This is a genomic window from Gordonia sp. VNK1, from assembly GCF_040049135.1.
Classification (GTDB): domain Bacteria; phylum Actinomycetota; class Actinomycetes; order Mycobacteriales; family Mycobacteriaceae; genus Gordonia; species Gordonia oleivorans.
The window spans coordinates 93,304-110,535 of record NZ_JBDZDJ010000008.1; the positions used below are offsets into that span (position 1 = coordinate 93,304).

Genomic DNA, 17,232 nt, shown 5'->3' on the forward strand with positions numbered 1-17,232 from the left:
GGGGCGTCAGGGACGGACGCTTGGGCCGGATGGTGCCGTCAGGCGTCGGCGGTGTCGAAGGTCAATTCCAGGTCGTCGGGCAGCGGCCGCAGGAAGTCGGCGACGAGGGCGTCGGTGACCTGATCGGCCGGTTGCCAGCTCGGGTTGCGGTCCTTGTCGACGACCTGGGCACGGATGCCCTCGGCGAGGTCCTTGTGCAGCAGCGAACGCAGCGACACGCGGTATTCGCGGCGCAGCGAGTCGGCCAGCGTGGACGTGGTTTCCGCGTCGCGCAGCGAGGCGAGGGTGACCGCCAGTGCGAGTGGGCTCTTGCCGGCGATCCGATCGGCGGTCGCGGTGGCGAACTCGGTTCCGACGGCGCGGCAGTTGCCCACGATCTCGGCGACGGAATCGGCGGCGAAGGCGTCGGCGATCCATGCGCGCTGCTCGAGGAGCGGGGCCTCCGGTGGCGTCACCGTGTACTCGGCGAGGGCATCGGCCACCGCCCGGTCGGCGAGTGCCGCGACGAAGTCGTCGAGGCGGTCGGCGGGAATGTAGTGGTCGGCCAGGCCGAGCGCGATGGCTTCGGCGCCATTGACGGGGGCGGCGGTGAGCGCGAGGTAGGTGCCGAGGTGATCGGGCACTCGGGCGAGCAGGTGGGTGCCGCCGACGTCGGGGACGAATCCGATGCCGACCTCGGGCATCGCGAGGCGGGTGCGGTCGGTGACGACGCGGGTGTTGCCGTGGGCGGAGATGCCCACGCCGCCGCCCATCACGATGCCGTCCATCAGTGCGATGTAGGGCTTGGGGTAGTCGGCGATGAGGTCGTTGAGCCGGTACTCGTCGTGCCAGAAGCGCCCTGACGGGCTGTCGGCGGCGTCGTGATCGGTGTGCTCACCGTCGCTGAGGGCGGCGCCGTCGCGGTGGATCGCGATGATGTCGCCGCCGGCACACAGGCCGCGCTCCCCCGCGCCGCGGATGACGACGGCGGTGACCGCGTCGTCGATCTCCCAGTCCCGGAGCGTCGCCTCGACCACCAGGTCCATCTCGTGGTCGAGCGCATTGATCGATTTCGGCCGGTTCAGGGTGATGATCCCCACCTGGCCGCGACGCTCGGTGAGGACCGAGGGTGGCGCCGCCTGCAGGTTCGGCGACTCCTGATTCGCTTCCGTCATGAACAGCCTCCTGGTGCGCGTGGACTCCCGCTTGGGCATCCCATTTAGTTGGATATCCTAGTTTCTTGTTCGGCACAACCCCGCGCCGGGTCCTGGTCGGTATTGCGGGACGTCTCCGTGGACGTCTACAGCCGTTCGGCGAGCCGACGCGCAGCCAATTGGACCGCTTCCCAGACGGTCGCGAACGGCGGTGCGTAGGCGAGGTCCATCTCGGCGAGGTCATCGACGCTCATCGCGCCCCAGAGTGCCGCCGCGATGGTGTCGATGCGTTTGCCCGAGGCCCGCCCACCGACGATCTGACCGCCGAGAAGACGGCGAGTGGCGCGGTCGGCAATGATGTCGATCGCAATCGGTGAGCTCTCATTCATGTATCCGCTGGCCGTCGACGAGTCGGTGATCAGGGACACCGGATCGAATCCGGCGGCCGCGGAATGACGGGTCGACAGTCCGGTCCGGGCGATCTCGAGGTAGGCGCCCCCGGCCCGGAATCGGGTGATCGCGGTACCGAGGGCACCGGCGAAACGTTCGTTGCCGCCGACGATGTTGTATCCGCACACGCGTCCCTGCTTGTTGGCGTGGGTACCCAACGGCAGGAATGCCGACCGCCCCGTCATCCGGTCGGTGACCTCGCAGCAGTCACCGGCCGCCCAGACACCGTGGCCGAGGTATTGGTGATCGTCGGTGCGGTAGCCGCCGAACTCCCCGACCGGCAATCCGGCCTCCACGCCGAGGGTGGTGGCCGGGCGTACACCCAATCCCAACATCACCACGTCGGCGTCGAGTGTCCTACCGTCGCGGGTGGTGAGACGTTTGGTGCCGTCGGTCAGCAACTCGGCCGACACGATGATGTCGCCGGTGACGAGTTCGACCCCTGCTCCCCGGAGGGTGCCCGCGATGCGATCACTCATCTCCGGGTCCAACGAGCCCATGACGGCGCTACGCGTGATCAGCGTTGTGGCACAGCCACGTTCGAGGAGCGCTTCGGCCATCTCGATTCCGATGTAGCCGCCACCGACAACGAGGCCACGACGACCTTCGTCGGCAGCCGTCGGGCCGAGGAGATCGAGCCAGTAGCGCGCATCATCGAGTGTCTTGGCGGCCTGCACGCCGGGGAGGAGCTCACCGTCGGCGTCGCGCGCCCAGTCGGGGATGATGGGTTGTGCTCCGGTTGCCAGCACGAGGGTGTCGAAGCCGATGCTGTCCGGGTGGCTTTCGCCGGTGAGGGCATCACTGATCGAGACGTCGACCTGTCGCGCGGTCAGGTCGATCCGCTCGGCGGTGACACCCATCCGTAGGTCCACGCCCATGGCGCGATGCTGCTCGGGGCTGCGCGCACTGAGTTCGTCCTCGGACTCCACCAGTCCGGCAACGAGATACGGTATTCCGCACGCCGAGTACGAGGTGTCCTGGGTTCGTTCGAGCGCGATCACCTCGATGTCACGACCGGCCGTTCTGGCGCTGCGGAGCGCCTGGTGTGCGGCGCTCATGCCGGCCGCATCGGCGCCGATCACCACGATGCGTTCAGTCGTCACTCTGCGTCGCCTTCCGGTTGGTTGTCTTTCTTGTCGGTCGCCGCGGCGGCCCTACCTCGCGGAGACTCCCTATCCGGGAGACCGATGACTGCTTCCCGAAGGTGATCCTCTATGGCGGAGACAGCTTTTCGTGGTCGTGGTCGCGTCAGCGATTCGTAGACCCGCGCGGCGCGCACCCCTTTGAGTTCGAGCGGGACGACGCCGGGGTGGCGAGCGGCGAATCGTGGCATCAGGGCGATGCCGTGGTCGGCGGCGACGAGAGCCTCGATCGTGGTGAAGTCAAGCATCCGTTGGGTCACCCGCGGTGCGACACCGGTGAGGGCCGAAATCGACAGCAGGACATCGTCAACGGGGAAGCCGCCCTCAACGCTGATCCAGTCGCGGTCGGCGAGGTCGGTCACATCGATGGTGCGGCGGTGCGCCAAATCCGAACTACCGGAGACGATCACGTCGAGTGGTTCACGCATCAGCTCGGTGACATGGACACGGGGGTCGGTCACGGCAGGCATCCGCTCGTCGCGGTGCGTGACGACGATGTCGAAGTCGGCCAGGGCCGGTGGGGCTTCGGGATATCCGACGTCGAGGTGAAATGCGGTGACATCTATTCCGGACTCGGCGGCGTTGTCGAGCACCGCCGGAAGCAGCAGGGATGCACCGGAGGGAAACATCGCCAGGCGCACCATGGAGTGCCCGGAGCTGTAGGCGGCCATCTCCTCATGGGCGCGGTCGACGGCGGCGATGACCTCGTCGGCCCGCAACACCAGCGCCTGCCCGGCAGGGGTGAGGCGGATGCGCCGTCCGTCGGGCTCGAGGAGCTCCACCCCGGCTTCACCGGCAAGCACCTTGAGCTGCTGGGACACCGCCGACGGCGTCATGTGCATCGCCTCGGCCACCGCCCCGATGGATCCGCGGTCGGCGAACTCACGCAGCAAGCGCAGCCGACGGATCTCCATGGGGCCGATCCTAGTGCGCGCTCGTCGTCTGACGTCGCGCCCCCGGAGGGATGAGGTGTCGATGCGCTGCGCACCACCGAGGAGATGGCCGTCGAGCGTGGCGACACCTGTCGCCGGCATTTCTGATTCTCTATCGAATTGTCAAGGTACCGATGCGGTCCCGGCGGGGCCGGGTGCGGGTTGGTTGGTCTGGTGTCTATCGGTGGGCCAAGGATCGTAGGTCAGTCATTGCCCTCGGAGCAGTTCTCGCGTTGGTCGGTCGAGCACCCATCCGCTGGTCGGGTTCTTATCCGCCGGCCGAGTCCTTACCCCGCGGGCCGAGCCCCTATCTCGTCGGTCGAGCCCCGTTGCCCGCCGGTCGAGCCGGTGAGGAGCGCTAGCGACGAGCCGTGTCGAGACCTCGTAAGTGAAGGCTGGAACCGAATCCTCATGCCGCACCCGGCAATCCATCCAACGTCATGGTCCTGCGGTGATAGGATCGCAACCATCGTCGTTGTGGGTCAACACTTTCCGGTGGGATCAACCAGGGGTGGTGGTCGGCTCCCATGATGACGTCCCATCCGTTATGGTGGACGTCGTCATGACAGGACGAACAGAGCAAAGCGCCGTTCTCCACACAGGTTTCGCCGCCGTCGACCCAGTGGACGATGTGGTGGGCCTGGGTCCGCGAAGGCGGTGCACAGCACTTGATGCACCCTTTGTCGCGGTGCGCCAACGCTCGTCTTTGGGCCCGGTTGAACAGTCGGATGGTGCGTCCGAGTGACAGGGGTACCTCGTCTTTGCTGACGATCATGACGCCGACGGTGGCGTCGCAGCATAGTTGTCGGGCGGTGGCTTCGGTGACCGATCCCATGAACTGCAGGGATGCCATCGAGGGTGTGCCGGTGGGGATGGTGAGGTTGACCAGTTCGGTGGGCATGCGTGGTCCGTCGTCGTCGCAGTACTGTCCGGTGGCGACGCGGGCGGCGGTGTCGAGGATGATTTCGAGGGCGTCGGCACGCATCTGACCGGCCGAGCGTGGATCGCGGGATCCGTCGGGTTGGGGTCGTGGCGCCGACAGTACTTCGATCGCCGTCCTGAGTTTCTCTCCGAGCACGGCATGCAGATCGCCGGTGACGGTGAGGCGTCCGTCGTCGGAATCCGCGAAATCCAGGGTGTTGATGGAACGGTCCTCAGCGGCGGGTAGACCGTCGGTGTCGTCGGCCTGCTGATTGCCGCGGCTCTTGGCGTAGTCACGGATCTCGGCGGGAGTGAAGCCGGCGGTGGCATGCCCGAGCAGGGCAATGCTGTGCGCGTCACGTTCTCGGCGGTGACGGGTTGTCCGGATCGTTTCTCGATGTGCGTCAATCCTCGGACGATGGCGTCGGCGTGTTCGGCCGACAGCGTGCCCAGTGAGGTGTGGCGGTGTACGCGCTCGATGTCGGGTGTGGTGCCCAGTCGGATCATGCGGGAGGCGGAAGCGGGGGCGACACCCCACTCGTGCAGTAGCTCTTGAAGTTTGCGGCCTTCCTTCTCTGCGACCTTGAGGTGATCGCAGAGTCCGACAAGCACACTGGCGTGGTGATCGACCAGGTTGCGGATCAGCAGGATGGCGTGCAGTGCGTGCTTTGCGTCCTCGCGGGTGAGGCTGCGGTTGGTGTAGTCGAGTTCGGATAAGAAGTCGATGGTGGTGTCAAGTTCCCCCGATGTCATGTTCACCACAGTACGCCTCGTTGGCGGTCGGCGCAAGGGTCAATTTCGTGAATCCTGTTGCTGTGCATAACGTTTGGTCTGTGGATAACTTGTTGTCGGCGGGATATTCTTGTCGGTGGGGTGTGGTATGGGACGTCGCTTTCGCGGGAGGTGTTGTGGTGGTGGGGGTTCCAGTCTCTTCTCACCTGGTCTCGACTCGGACTTCGCTAGCGCTCCGTCCGGCTCGACCGGCGGATTGGGGTCGGCTCGACCGGCGGGATGGGGTCGGCGCGACTGACGGGATGGGTCGATGAGAACGAGATTGGGTTGTTGTCAACGCAATTCGGAGCGCTGTCAACGGAAGGGAAAGCGCCGTCAACGAGATTCAGGGCGCTGTCAATGAGATTCAGGGCGCCGTCAACGTAGCCAAGAGCGCTGTCATTGATGAGGAGAGCGCCGTCACCGGCAAGATGCATAGCCCTCAGGCTTTGTCGGTGGGCGGGTGCACTATGGACGTATGCGTAGTCGACATCTCAGCACCGTCATCGCCGCGAGCCCACAACGGGTGTACGAGTTCGCCGCCGAACCGGACAACCTGCCGCGGTGGGCCGCGGGCCTTGCCACCTCGACGGTGACCAGGAGTGGTGACGACCTCTTCGTCGAGTCGCCGATGGGCACGGTGACGGTTCGCTTTGTCCGACACAATGATCTCGGGGTACTTGATCACGACGTGATCCTGCCGGGCGGGGCCACGGTGACCAATCCCATTCGGGTACTTGCTCATCCCGACGGTGCCGAAGTGGTCTTCACTCTTCGTCAGCTCGAGATGTCGGACGCAGAGTTCGACCGGGACGCCGAGATGGTCATCGCTGACCTGGCGAGGCTCAAATCGTTACTGGAACAAGCGAGGTGACCAGATCGGGGCAGGCGCTCAGCCGCGCGTCAGCACGAGGCCGGCGGCGAGAACCGCCACCGACGCGGTGTGCAGAACGGCGCGAAGGGTGTTCCAGCGCACCCACGGCACGACGTATTCCGACCATACCTGCTGCGCCGCAACAGGTTCGATTGTTCCCGCATGCGCCAGCCGGTCGTTCAGCGGAACATTGGCCATCCCGGTGACAAGAAAGGCGACCACGTAGAGGACGGCGGCGGCCAGCACCCACCAACGCAGATCGTCACGCCAGGTCAGGACGGTCCCGGCGATCGCAAACACCAGTCCTCCGATGAAGATCGCCAGGAAGACCGGATTGACGATCACCACATTGATCCGTTGCATCGCGACGATGGCCGTGCTAGGGCCGGTGCGGTCGAGGGCCGGCATCACCGCGTAGGAGAAGGCGGCGAAGAGGCCCGCGACGAGCCCACCGGTCACCAGGGTCAGTATCAGGGTGATCGCTCGAAGGATGGTCACGAGATCAACTCCACTACGACGCGGTGAGTGTTTCCATTATTCGAAGGCTCGATTTCATCATCGACCGTCTCGGGCAAGCGCTATCGTCGGGCAATGGATGCTCTCGGTCTGCTGTTGAACGGCCCCCGTGCCGTCGATCCGATGATCCTGCGAATGGTGATGACCGGCGACTGGGCCGTGCGCATCACCGATCGTGCCCCGTTGACCGTCGTCGCGGTCACCCGCGGCGACACGGTGCTGAGCTACGACGACGGCTCGTCGTCACCACTGAACGTCGGCGACGTCGCCCTCATCCGCGGCACCGAACCGTACACGATCGGAGCCACAGCGAACTGTCCGCCGATCGCGATCATCGATGAGAGCGGGCACTGCCTGGATCCCACGGGACGGCACAGCGTGGCCGAGCAGATGAGTTTCGGTGTTCGGTCCTGGGGTAATACGGACTCCGTCCGGGACACCGACACCGTGATGCTGGTGGGCACGTACCAGACCGGCACCGTCGGACGGCACCTGCTCGACTCACTGAACCGGATCACCGTCGTCGAGAGCCACGACGACCCGTTGGTCGCCATGACCGAGTCCGAAGCCGTCGTCGACGCACCCGGGCAGGAGGCCGTCCTCAGCCGACTGCTCGACCTCCTGCTGATCACCGCGCTGCGCCGCGCACTCGCCGCCGGACACGGTCCGGCCTGGGTACGGGCCCATTCCGATCGCGTCGTGGGGCAGTCACTTCGACTGCTGCACAACAACATCGATCATCCGTGGACGGTCGCCTCACTCGCCGAACAGGTCGGGGTATCCCGGGCTGTGATCGCCCGCCGCTTCACCGAGCTGGTGGGCGCACCTCCGATGACGTACCTGGCGACGTGGCGGCTGTCGGTGGCGGCAGACATGCTCGACGACACCGACGCGACCCTGGACGTGATCGCCCGGCGAGTCGGCTACGGAAGCGCTTTCGCCCTGAGTACGGCGTTCAAACGCCGGTACGGCGTGAGCCCGGCAGTCCATCGACGACGGGCCACCGGCCACGTCCCGCACACCACGGAACAATCCGGACCCCAGTCCGGTTAATGGTGTCATGACCAAGAAGATCGGTTTTCTCTCCTTCGGACACTGGTCCGCCTCGCCGGGGTCGCAGACGACCTCCGGCGCCGACACCCTGCTGCAATCCATCGACCTCGCCGTGGCCGCCGAAGAGCTCGGCGCCGACGGCGCCTACTTCCGTGTTCACCACTTCGCGCGCCAACTCGCGTCGCCGTTCCCCCTGCTCGCCGCGATCGGCGCGAAGACCAGCAGCATCGAGATCGGCACCGGCGTCATCGACATGCGCTACGAGAACCCCATGTATATGGCCGAGGACGCGGGCGCGGCGGACCTCATCGCCGGTGGGCGGCTGCAACTCGGCGTCAGCCGGGGGTCCCCGGAGCAGGTCATCGAGGGCTACAAGTACTTCGGATACGTTCCGCCGGAAGGAGTCTCCGACGCCGACATGGCCCGCCAGCACACCGACGTCTTCCTCAAGCTGATCGACGGCGCGCGGTTCGCCGAACCCAACCCGTCCCCGATGTTCCCGAATCCCCCGGGCCTGCTCGGCATCGAGCCGCAGTCGCCGGGACTGCGGACGCGGATCTGGTGGGGTGCCGGAACCCGGGCCACCGCCGAGTGGACCGCCGAACAGGGCATGAATCTGATGAGCTCGACGCTGCTCACCGAGGACACCGGCGTCCCGTTCCACAAGCTGCAGGCCGAGCAGATCCAACGGTTCCGCGACAAGTGGGCCGAAGCCGGACACGAGCGTGAACCCCGAGTATCGGTGAGCCGCAGCATCTTTGCTCTCACCAACGACATGGACCGCGCCTACTTCGGTCGCGACCGCCACAGTTCGGATCAGGTCGGCCACATCGACGGCGGACTCGCCCGATTCGGACGCAGCTATGCCGACGAACCCGACAAACTCATCGAACAACTCCGGGAAGACGAGGCCATCGCCGCCGCGGACACCCTGCTGCTGACGGTGCCCAACCAGCTCGGCGTCGAGTACAACGCCCACGTCATCGAGTCGATCCTCACGGAGGTGGCGCCCGCGCTCGGCTGGCGCTGACGGTGCGGCGGGGTGACCTCGATACGGCCCTCGTTCCTCGGGCCACTCGGCCGGCGGGGCGTGGGTCTCCGGTGTGACGGTTCCGGCGTGACGCTACGGAGGTGACCTCGATACCGCCCTCGTTCCTCGGGCCTACTCGGCCAGCGGAGAAAGGGTCGCAAGTTGACCATGTAGCTTTCCTACATAGTTCATCCAGTTAAATTCGCTTTTCCTTCATCGATATGGGCTCGACGATGGCTGCATGACCACACGCGATCGCCTGCTCGGACTCACCGTCGTCGTCCTGTGGGGTCTGAACTTCATCGCGATCCGCGTCGGCCTCGATCACTTTCCGCCGTTCTTCTTCGCCGCCCTGCGGTTCGCGGTGATGGCGGTGCCGGTGATCGCGTTCGTCCGCTTCCCGAAGGTGCAGATGCGCTGGTTCCTGCTCTACGCCGTCGGATTCGGCTTCGGGCAGTTCGCTTTCCTGTTCCTGGCGATGGATCTGGGTATGCCGACCGGCCTCGCCTCCCTCGTTCTGCAGACCTCCGCGCCGTTCACCGTGCTCCTGGGCGTGGTGTTCCTGCGTGAACGTCTGGTGCCCGCCCAGGTTCTCGGCATCGTCGTCGCCGTGGCGGGCATCGTCCTCATCGGCGCCGACCGCGCCGGACACTCCGCGATCGGCCTCGGCATCGTGCTCCCCATGGTGCTGACGGTGCTGGCCGGACTGTCCTGGGCATTCGGCAACATCGGCAGTCGCCTATCCCATCCGGACGACGCACTTCGCATGACGCTGTGGATGTCGGTGGTCCCGCCCATCCCGTTCCTGCTGATGAGCCTGGCGACCGAAGGCCCCGCCGCCGATCTCGCGTCGCTCACCTCGCTGGGCACGTCGTCGGGACTGCTCGCCCTGGTCGGGCTGGCGTACGTGGTACTGCTCGGCACCATCGCCGGATCGGGTCTGTGGACGATGCTGATGAAACGCTACGAGGCCAGCCGCGTCGCGCCGCTGTCACTGCTGGTGCCGGTCGTCGGGATCAGCGCGTCCTGGCTGCTGCTCGACGAGGTGCCGTCCTGGGTCGAGATCGGCGGCGCCGCACTCGTCATCGCCGGCTGTGCCGCCGGGGTGATCGCGTCGCCGCGCTCGCGGCCGAAGGCCGCCAGAACGCAAGAGCACGAGCTTGTCTCGTCAGCCTGACGTGAGCTCGACGATCTCGGCTGCCACATTGCGCAGCGCATCGGCCTCCCACAGCCGCCGCGCCGTCGCGGTGACATACAGATGATCGTGAGACAGCAAGTCCCGCAACACCTGTGCACGCCCACTGCGGAACAGGTCGTCGGGGACCGCCTGATACTCGTCCCGCACCGCGTCGACGTACTCGCGGTACCGCGCCGGATCGGCACCCAGAATCCATAGATCCGCATCCGACAACACGGCACCGTTGCGGTCGTAGGATGACGGGTCGTGGGTCCGGGTCAACTCGACGAGGCGGACCACCTCGGCGACATCCGGGTCGTCGGCACCGAGAAGATCGGCGGCCAGGCGCGCCGACGCCCCCTCGTTGTCCTCGCCGAAAACCTCGTACACCGCGTCGTGGAACCAGGTGGCCAGCACCACCGGGCGAACGTCGAACTCCTCACCTGCTTCCGCCAAAACATCAAGCGCGCTGAGCATTTCGTCACGATGCCGGGCATCGTGGTGCCGACGGTGTGGTTCGTTCCAGCGTGCGTCGAGGTCGGCGACGAGCCCGACCGGCATGTCCACCTGCATGGCGTCACGGTACCCGCGGCTCACAGTGCCGGGTCATTCCGGCGACGTACGCCACTCAGCTCAGCGCGGCCGCGATCGTCTCGTGGATGCGGGACACCGCCTGCCGCGCCGACGGACTGTAGCCCGTCATGTTGGCGAAACCGTGGATGAGTCCGCCGTCCCGTTCCAGGGACACCGAAACCCCGGCTGCGACAAGCGCATCCGCGTACGCGATGCCCTCATCACGCAACGGGTCGAATCCGGCCACCACCACGTGGGCGGGCGGGAGGCCGCTGAGATCGGTGGCCAACAGCGGCGACAGCCGCGGGTCGGTGCGGTCGGCGTCGGCCGGAATGTAGTTCTCGTCGAACCAGTCGATCCGCGCCTTGGTGAGCAGGTACCCCGTGGCGAACTCCTCCCGGGAGCCACCCTCACGGTTGTGATCGGTGATCGGGTAGAGCAGCACCTGCAGTCGGGGCGTCACATCCTCACCCCGCACCTGCTGGGACACCACCGCCGCGAGGTTGCCGCCCGCGCTGTCACCGGCGACGACGAGGCGGTCGGCGGGCACACCCCACTCCGCGGCCTTGGACACCGCGAAATGCCAGGCGACCAACGCGTCGTCGACCGCTGCCGGGAACGGATGCTCGGGCGCCAGACGGTAGTCGACGGAGAGCACGTCGGCGCCGGTGTCGATCGCGAGCCGTCGGCAGTACCCGTCGTGCGTGGCCGGGGAACCGAGGACGAATCCACCGCCGTGGAAGAACACGATCAACCCGGTGGTGGTGACCTCGGCGCGGTAGCGGGTGGCGGGAATCGGCCCGTCCGGCGAGTCGATGGCGAGGTCCTCGACGACGGCGAGTGCCGGTGTCTTCTCGCCGCCGACCCCGGCGTTCACGACGAGGTTCCTGCGGGCGTGTTCCGGGGTGACCCCACCCAGATCACCACCCGGGATGAGCCCCATGACGACGGCGGTGGCGAGCATATCCGGGGCGATGTGCTCGCCGTCGGCGTTGACCGGGCAGAACCGCGCGAGGGTTCCCGGCACCACCGCCGGAATGTGGCCGATGCGACTCAAAGCCGCGCGGACCGGTCGTAACGGAAGCGGAAGTGTCGATGTCGTGGCCCTGCTCACACCCCGCGACACTACTCGCCGGTTCCGTCACGGCACCGCGCGCATCGCTGTGCCAGACTCGTCCACATGCCCGACCGCGACACCCCGTCATCGTCCGCGACGCGCGTCCCGCTGCGCACCTCGGTGGCCCTGGCCGCCGCCGCATCCGCTCGATGGGCCTCCCGCACCGCAGGCCGCGGAAAGGGCTCGATGATCGGCGGCCTGGTCGCCGAGAAGATCGACCCGAAGATCATGTCGCGCCTCGCGGCCGGCAAGCGGACCGCGCTGATCACCGGCACCAACGGCAAATCGACGACCACCCGGATGACCGCCGCGGCCCTCGCCGAACTCGGTGAGGTGGCCACCCAGGCCGACGGCGCCAACATGGACGCCGGGATCATCGCGACACTGAGCCTGCAACGCTCGGCGCCGGTGTGCGCACTCGAGGTCGACGAGCTCCACGTCCCACACGTCAGCGACGCCACCGACCCCGAGGTGCTGGTGATGCTGAACCTGTCCCGCGATCAGCTCGACCGCGTCGGCGAGATCAACATGATCGAACGTCGGTTGCGCGCCGGGATCGCCAAGCACCCCGCGATGACCGTCGTCGCCAACTGCGACGACGTCCTGGTGACCTCGGCGGCGTTCGACGCACCCAAGGTGGTGTGGGTGGCCGCGGGTGCGAGTTGGGTGGGTGACTCGGTGAGTTGCCCACGGACCGGTGAGCCGATCATTCGCGGCGCGGATGGTGACTGGCGTTCCACCGGCGATGAGAACTTCCGTCGCCCGTCACCGGACTGGTGGTTCGACGACGAGAACCTGTACGGCCCGGACGGATTCACCTCATCGATGTCGCTGCTGGTACCCGGGCGCGCCAACCGTGGCAATGCCGCGCAGGCGGTGGCCGCCGCCGTCGTGATGGGCGCCGACCCGGCCAAGGCCGTCGCCGCGGTGCAGACCGTCGGCGAGGTCGCCGGGCGTTACGGCATCCATCAGGTCGGCAATCATTCGGTGCGCACGTTGCTGGCGAAGAATCCCGCGGGTTGGCAGGAGGCGCTGTCGATGATCGATCAGGACGCCGACGGTCTGGTCATCGCGGTCAACGGGCAGGTCCCCGACGGGGAGGATCTGTCGTGGTTGTGGGATGTGCGGTTCGAGGCCTTCGAGACCATGCAGGTCGTGGCCTCCGGTGAACGGGCCGCCGACCTGTCGGTGCGACTGCTCTACGCCGGCGCCGAACACACCACGATCGACGACCCCATGGCCGCCATCGCATCCTGCCCGCCCGGCCGGGTCGAGGTGCTCGCCAACTACACCGCGTTCCGCGACCTGAACACCGCCATCGAACGTGCCGAGCGCGCCCGGAAGGCAGAACAGTGAGCGAATCGACCCTGCGGATCGGCCTCGTCCTGCCCGACGTGATGGGCACCTACGGCGACGGCGGCAACGCACTGATCCTGCGTCAACGCGCCCGGATGCGCGGGATCGACGCCGAGGTCATCCAGATCACCCTCGACGACGAGGTCCCCGATTCGCTGGACGTGTACACCCTCGGTGGCGCCGAGGACTACGCGCAGCGATTGGCGACGCGGCACCTCACGCGCTACCCCGGACTGCAGCGGGCCGCGGCCGCGGGACGGCCGGTGCTGGCGATCTGCGCGGCCATCCAGGTGCTCGGCCATTGGTATGAGACCTCGGCCGGTGAACGCGTCGACGGCATCTCGCTGTTCGATCTGACGACGTCACCGCAGGCGACACGGAGCATCGGCGAACTGGTCACCGATCCCGTCCTCGAGGGTTTGACCCAGCCGTTGAGCGGTTTCGAAAACCACCGCGGCGGAAGCACTTTGGGTTCGGACTCGTCGCCACTGGGGCAGGTGCGGCACGGCGTCGGCAACGGGGTCGGCGACGGCACCGAGGGCGTGGTCAGCGGATCGGTCATCGGCACCTACATGCACGGACCGGCGCTGGCACGTAATCCCGAACTAGCCGATTTTCTCCTGGCCCGGGCCATCGGGACCGATACGCTTGCGCCGCTTGACCTCCCAGAGGTTGACCGGCTGCGCGCCGAGCGACTCGCCGCCGGCCGGCGGGGCTGAATCGGCACGCGACCACCAGTGCATCCGGCGAAACTTGGGGCATCGGTCCGCGCCGCAGATCGCGCAATCGGTTCCGGCACGGTAATGCTCATGTGCTGACTTCGGATGACTACATCGACAACGGTGATCCGCGCGCCCGACCATGACGACACCCTACGCTCTGCACCGATCACCGGACGGCGGTATGCCCGCTATGTCCCCTTTTCGGGTGAGTCAGCCCGCGCGCCGATCGTCGTCGGCAACCACCCGAACCGGGTGGCGTCGCGATCCCGTGGCCTCGGGTGCGGTGTTCTTGGGTGCAGTGGTCATGGGCGCAGTGGTCATGGGCGCGGTGGTCACCAGGCGCAGTGCCGGGCGCCGCGCGGCCGCTGCGTCCCGACCGATCGGCCTGCGCGTCTTGCGGAACTTCGCGCACCCGGCGAATCCGCAATGTCCGCAGTCCGATCCCGCTCGGTAGTGCTCGTGCATGGCGCGGGGATGTCCGCAGCGGCAGACGTCGTCGTCTTTTCTCATCGGCGGTCCCTTTCGTCGTCTCATCGCATCGGGGGTGTTCGATGTCCGCCTTCGACGTTGCCCACCGACACTGGCCCGACCCTGGCAGCCCCCGGTGGGTCGGCTGTCAACGCCGCAGCGTGGGCAGCCCCGCGATCCGGGCGGCGTCGACGATCACCTCGCGGAGCATCGCCGGCGTGAGGCGGCCGGTGAAGGTGTTGTGCTGGCTGACGTGATAGCTGCCGACGACGGTGAGGTGATCGTCGCCGTCGGTGATGACCGTGCGGGCGCCGTGACCGAACTTCGGTCGGGGCCGGGCCACGTCCCAGCCGAGGTCGGCGAAGGTCCGCAATCCCACCTGCCAGCCGAATCCCCCGAGCACCAGCACCGACCGTAGCGTCGGCCGCAGCAGGGCGAGTTCGGCGGCCAGCCACCGCGAACAGCGATCACGTTCGGCCGGTGTGGGTTGATTCTGCGGTGGCGCGCAATGCACCGGCGCGGTCATCCGCACCCCGAACAGTTCCATGCCGTCGTCGGCGGAGATCGCGTCCGGGCGGCTTGCGAGCCCGACGTCGTAGAGCGCGCGGAACAGGACGTCGCCGCTCTGATCGCCGGTGAACATCCGGCCGGTGCGATTGGCGCCGTGGGCGGCCGGCGCCAAACCCAGGATCAGCATCGCGGCGTCGGCCGGTCCGAATCCGGGAACTGCTCTGCCCCAATAGGTCTGGTCGGCGAACGCCGCGCGCTTCTCACGCGCGACCCGTTCCCGCCACGCCACCAGCCGTCGGCAGGCGCGGCATTCGACGATCGCGGCATCGAGGTCGGCGATGTCGGTGATGTCGGCGATGTCGGTGAAGGTGCGGCGCCTGCCCATCGCGGTCTGCTCAGTCCAGCACCCGGCATCGGTCCCGGGTGCGGTCGACGGCGAACCAGCCGCGTTCGAACTGTTGCCAGCGTTGCAGAAACGGTCGGGACTCCTCGCCGTCACGGGCGACGGCACGTTCGAGACGTTCGGCGGCGGGCGCACCGTCGAGCCACAGCGAGTAGGTGAGACGGTCGGCGATGCGTCGCCGCGCGGCGGACACCCCCTCGATCACCAGCAACGGTTCCCAGCGATACCAGATCCGGCTGCCGATCTCGGGGACGCCGTCCACCCACACACGCGGCCGGTACCGGTAGTCGCGTCGGCGGATAAAGGCATGCAGCACATCGGTTTCCAGCTCCGGCCACCACGCCACCGGGTTGTCCCAGGTGGCGAAGTCGTCGGTGCGGACCAGGACCACACCGGTACCGCGGGCCCGCAGTTTCGCGACGAGAGCGTCGGCCACCGTCGACTTGCCCGCCCCCGACGGACCGTCGATCGCGACGATGCCGGAGATCATCTCGGCGGCGAGATCGTCGAGGCGGGCGTCGAGTTCGTCTGGCAGTGGCGGTCCGGCGGTGCCGGTTTGACCGGATGCAGCGGCGGTCGCGGACACGGGCGGTCTCAGGCGAGCGCCCGGCGGCCCGACAGGGCGCGACCGAGGGTGAGTTCGTCGGCAAATTCCAGGTCGCCACCCATCGGGAGCCCGGACGCCAGTCGGGTGACGCTGAGCCCCGGGAAATCCTTGAGCATGCGCAACAGATAGGTGGCGGTGGCCTCACCCTCGGTGTTGGGGTCGGTGGCCACGATCACCTCGGTGACGTCATTGCCGTCGGGGGTGTTGGCCAGTCGACGCAACAGTTCACGGATGCGGAGTTGATCCGGGCCGATCCCGGACAGCGGGTCGAGGGCGCCGCCGAGCACGTGATACCGCCCGTGGAACTCCTTGGTCCGCTCGATGGCGTGCACGTCCTTGGGTTCCTCGACGACGCAGATCGTCGTCGCATCCCGTCGGGCGTCCGAGCAGATCCGGCACAACGTCTTGGCCGACACGTTGCCGCATTCGGCGCAGAAGGTGACGTCGTCACGGACGTGACCGAGCGCCGAGATCAGCCGATCGATCTCCTTCTTCTCGCCGGCGAGCAGCGCAAAGGCGATGCGCTGGGCACCCTTGGGCCCGAGGCCCGGCTGTTTGGCCAGCTCATCGATCAGATCCTGGATCGGCCCCTCGTACACGTCCGCCTCAGCCGAGTCCGGGCAGTCCGCCGCCGCCGAGTCCGCCGGCCAGGGGCCCCATCTTCTCGCCCGCGAGTTCCTCGCGCTTGCGCGCCAGATCGGCCAGGGCGCCGAGCAGGAGATCCTGCAGTGTCTCGACGTCGTCGGGATCGACGACCTTGGGGTCGATGGTCACCGCGGTGACCTCGCCCGTCCCGTTTCCGGTGACGCTGACCAGTCCGTTGCCTGCGGTTCCGGTCACCTCGGTCGCGGCGATCTCGTTCTGCGCCTCGAGAAGCTTGGCCTGCATCTGCTGGGCCTGCTGCAGCAGCCCCGCCATCGGGTTCTCGCCGCCGGCACCGCCGCCGCCGAAGAGGGCACTCGGGTCGAAAGGTTGATTCACGGGCTCCAGAGTAGTCGCCACGCTGCGGGGGCTCCGTGGGCGCGCCGGGTCAGCGCAGCAGACGCTCGACGTGATCGACGATCTCGTCGACGGTGTCGTCGCCGACCGGGGTGATCTCGAAGGACAGGTCACTGTCGCCGAAGAGGCGTCCCGCGCGGGGGGTCAGCACGAACTCCAGCCGGTTGTCGTCGACGCGTCGCCAGTCGACGATCGCGTCGTAGATCGGTGCGGAGGCGCCGGTGGAGATGCAGTACCGATCATTCGCGCGGTCGCTGCCCACCAGGTCGCGCTGGATCTGGAAGCACGCCATCGACTCGTCGTCGATGAACACCACCGCCTCACAGCCGAGGTCGGGGTGGCGTTCGTAGGAGGCCCGGATCGTCACAGATCGCAGGGTAGCGGGGAGGTTACCGCCCGTCGAGTGGGCGCCGTTTCCCGTCGAGTGGGCGCTGTTTCCCGTTGAGTGGGTGCTCTTTCCCGTCGAGTGGGCGCTGTT

19 protein-coding genes are annotated in these 17,232 nt (G+C 67.3%); 6 read left to right on the forward strand and 13 right to left on the reverse strand.

Annotation, left to right across the window (positions count from 1 at the left end; genetic code table 11):
• Positions 1-38 precede the first annotated feature (38 nt).
• The 4 genes from ABLE94_RS12250 to ABLE94_RS12265 form a co-directional block, all read right to left on the reverse strand.
• On the reverse strand, positions 39-1,154 hold the full coding sequence (locus tag ABLE94_RS12250; RefSeq protein WP_348806345.1) for an enoyl-CoA hydratase/isomerase family protein: 1,116 nt from the start codon (positions 1,152-1,154) through the stop codon (positions 39-41).
• Positions 1,155-1,279: 125 nt separating this feature from the next.
• Positions 1,280-2,686, reverse strand: coding sequence for an FAD-dependent oxidoreductase (locus ABLE94_RS12255; RefSeq protein WP_348808864.1), 1,407 nt, complete (start codon positions 2,684-2,686; stop codon positions 1,280-1,282).
• Positions 2,683-3,639: a LysR family transcriptional regulator gene (locus tag ABLE94_RS12260; RefSeq protein ID WP_348808865.1), complete on the reverse strand. Its 957-nt coding sequence runs from the start codon at positions 3,637-3,639 to the stop codon at positions 2,683-2,685. Before ABLE94_RS12260 ends, ABLE94_RS12255 begins: the two co-directional genes overlap by 4 nt.
• A gap of 427 nt (positions 3,640-4,066) precedes the next feature.
• Positions 4,067-5,116 (reverse strand): HNH endonuclease, encoded by a 1,050-nt coding sequence (locus ABLE94_RS12265; protein WP_348808866.1) that lies wholly within the window; start codon positions 5,114-5,116, stop codon positions 4,067-4,069.
• Positions 5,117-5,827: 711 nt separating this feature from the next.
• Between ABLE94_RS12265 and ABLE94_RS12270 the strand changes: the two genes are divergently transcribed.
• The gene (locus tag ABLE94_RS12270; protein ID WP_348806330.1) at positions 5,828-6,223 is read left to right on the forward strand and encodes an SRPBCC family protein; all 396 of its coding nucleotides are present in this window, start codon (positions 5,828-5,830) and stop codon (positions 6,221-6,223) included.
• Between the two features lie 18 nt (positions 6,224-6,241).
• Here the strand turns inward: ABLE94_RS12270 and ABLE94_RS12275 are convergent, their stop codons facing one another.
• Positions 6,242-6,721, reverse strand: a complete 480-nt coding sequence (locus tag ABLE94_RS12275; protein WP_348806329.1) for an anthrone oxygenase family protein — start codon at positions 6,719-6,721, stop codon at positions 6,242-6,244.
• Between the two features lie 93 nt (positions 6,722-6,814).
• Here ABLE94_RS12275 and ABLE94_RS12280 point away from each other — a divergent pair, with 93 nt between their 5' ends.
• From ABLE94_RS12280 to ABLE94_RS12290, 3 genes are all read left to right on the forward strand, one after another.
• Entirely contained in the window at positions 6,815-7,792 is a 978-nt protein-coding gene (locus tag ABLE94_RS12280; protein WP_348808867.1) for an AraC family transcriptional regulator, read from the forward strand.
• A gap of 7 nt (positions 7,793-7,799) precedes the next feature.
• Positions 7,800-8,822 carry an LLM class flavin-dependent oxidoreductase gene (locus ABLE94_RS12285; protein ID WP_348806326.1) on the forward strand — a complete coding sequence of 341 codons (1,023 nt, stop codon included), beginning with the start codon at positions 7,800-7,802 and terminating at the stop codon, positions 8,820-8,822.
• A gap of 241 nt (positions 8,823-9,063) precedes the next feature.
• The gene (locus ABLE94_RS12290) at positions 9,064-9,999 is read left to right on the forward strand and encodes an EamA family transporter (RefSeq protein WP_348808868.1); all 936 of its coding nucleotides are present in this window, start codon (positions 9,064-9,066) and stop codon (positions 9,997-9,999) included.
• On the opposite strand, the gene ABLE94_RS12295 is transcribed toward ABLE94_RS12290, so the two are convergent.
• Together ABLE94_RS12295 and ABLE94_RS12300 are read right to left on the reverse strand one after the other, a co-directional pair.
• Positions 9,991-10,572, reverse strand: a complete 582-nt coding sequence (locus tag ABLE94_RS12295; RefSeq protein ID WP_348808869.1) for an HD domain-containing protein — start codon at positions 10,570-10,572, stop codon at positions 9,991-9,993. The two genes, ABLE94_RS12290 and ABLE94_RS12295, sit on opposite strands and share 9 nt — an antisense overlap.
• A gap of 55 nt (positions 10,573-10,627) precedes the next feature.
• Positions 10,628-11,686 (reverse strand): alpha/beta hydrolase, encoded by a 1,059-nt coding sequence (locus ABLE94_RS12300; protein WP_425476189.1) that lies wholly within the window; start codon positions 11,684-11,686, stop codon positions 10,628-10,630.
• A 66-nt stretch (positions 11,687-11,752) separates the two neighbouring features.
• On the opposite strand from ABLE94_RS12300, the gene ABLE94_RS12305 reads away from it, so the two are divergent.
• Both ABLE94_RS12305 and ABLE94_RS12310 read left to right on the forward strand, forming a co-directional pair.
• Positions 11,753-13,045, forward strand: a complete 1,293-nt coding sequence (locus ABLE94_RS12305; protein ID WP_348806322.1) for a Mur ligase family protein — start codon at positions 11,753-11,755, stop codon at positions 13,043-13,045.
• Positions 13,042-13,764 (forward strand): type 1 glutamine amidotransferase, encoded by a 723-nt coding sequence (locus ABLE94_RS12310; RefSeq protein ID WP_348806321.1) that lies wholly within the window; start codon positions 13,042-13,044, stop codon positions 13,762-13,764. Before ABLE94_RS12305 ends, ABLE94_RS12310 begins: the two co-directional genes overlap by 4 nt.
• A gap of 213 nt (positions 13,765-13,977) precedes the next feature.
• Here ABLE94_RS12310 and ABLE94_RS12315 read toward each other — a convergent pair whose 3' ends face one another.
• From ABLE94_RS12315 to ABLE94_RS12340, 6 genes are all read right to left on the reverse strand, one after another.
• Positions 13,978-14,277 (reverse strand): hypothetical protein, encoded by a 300-nt coding sequence (locus ABLE94_RS12315; RefSeq protein ID WP_348806320.1) that lies wholly within the window; start codon positions 14,275-14,277, stop codon positions 13,978-13,980.
• A 106-nt stretch (positions 14,278-14,383) separates the two neighbouring features.
• A complete protein-coding gene (locus ABLE94_RS12320; RefSeq protein WP_348808870.1) occupies positions 14,384-15,130 on the reverse strand; it encodes a uracil-DNA glycosylase in 747 nt (248 codons plus the stop codon).
• 10 nt (positions 15,131-15,140) lie between these two features.
• Positions 15,141-15,638, reverse strand: coding sequence for a uridine kinase family protein (locus ABLE94_RS12325; protein ID WP_348806341.1), 498 nt, complete (start codon positions 15,636-15,638; stop codon positions 15,141-15,143).
• Between the two features lie 104 nt (positions 15,639-15,742).
• Positions 15,743-16,354: a recombination mediator RecR gene (gene recR, locus ABLE94_RS12330; protein WP_348808871.1), complete on the reverse strand. Its 612-nt coding sequence runs from the start codon at positions 16,352-16,354 to the stop codon at positions 15,743-15,745.
• Between the two features lie 7 nt (positions 16,355-16,361).
• On the reverse strand, positions 16,362-16,736 hold the full coding sequence (locus ABLE94_RS12335) for a YbaB/EbfC family nucleoid-associated protein (protein WP_348806317.1): 375 nt from the start codon (positions 16,734-16,736) through the stop codon (positions 16,362-16,364).
• A 49-nt stretch (positions 16,737-16,785) separates the two neighbouring features.
• Positions 16,786-17,121, reverse strand: coding sequence for a hypothetical protein (locus ABLE94_RS12340; protein ID WP_348806316.1), 336 nt, complete (start codon positions 17,119-17,121; stop codon positions 16,786-16,788).
• Positions 17,122-17,232: the final 111 nt, after the last annotated feature.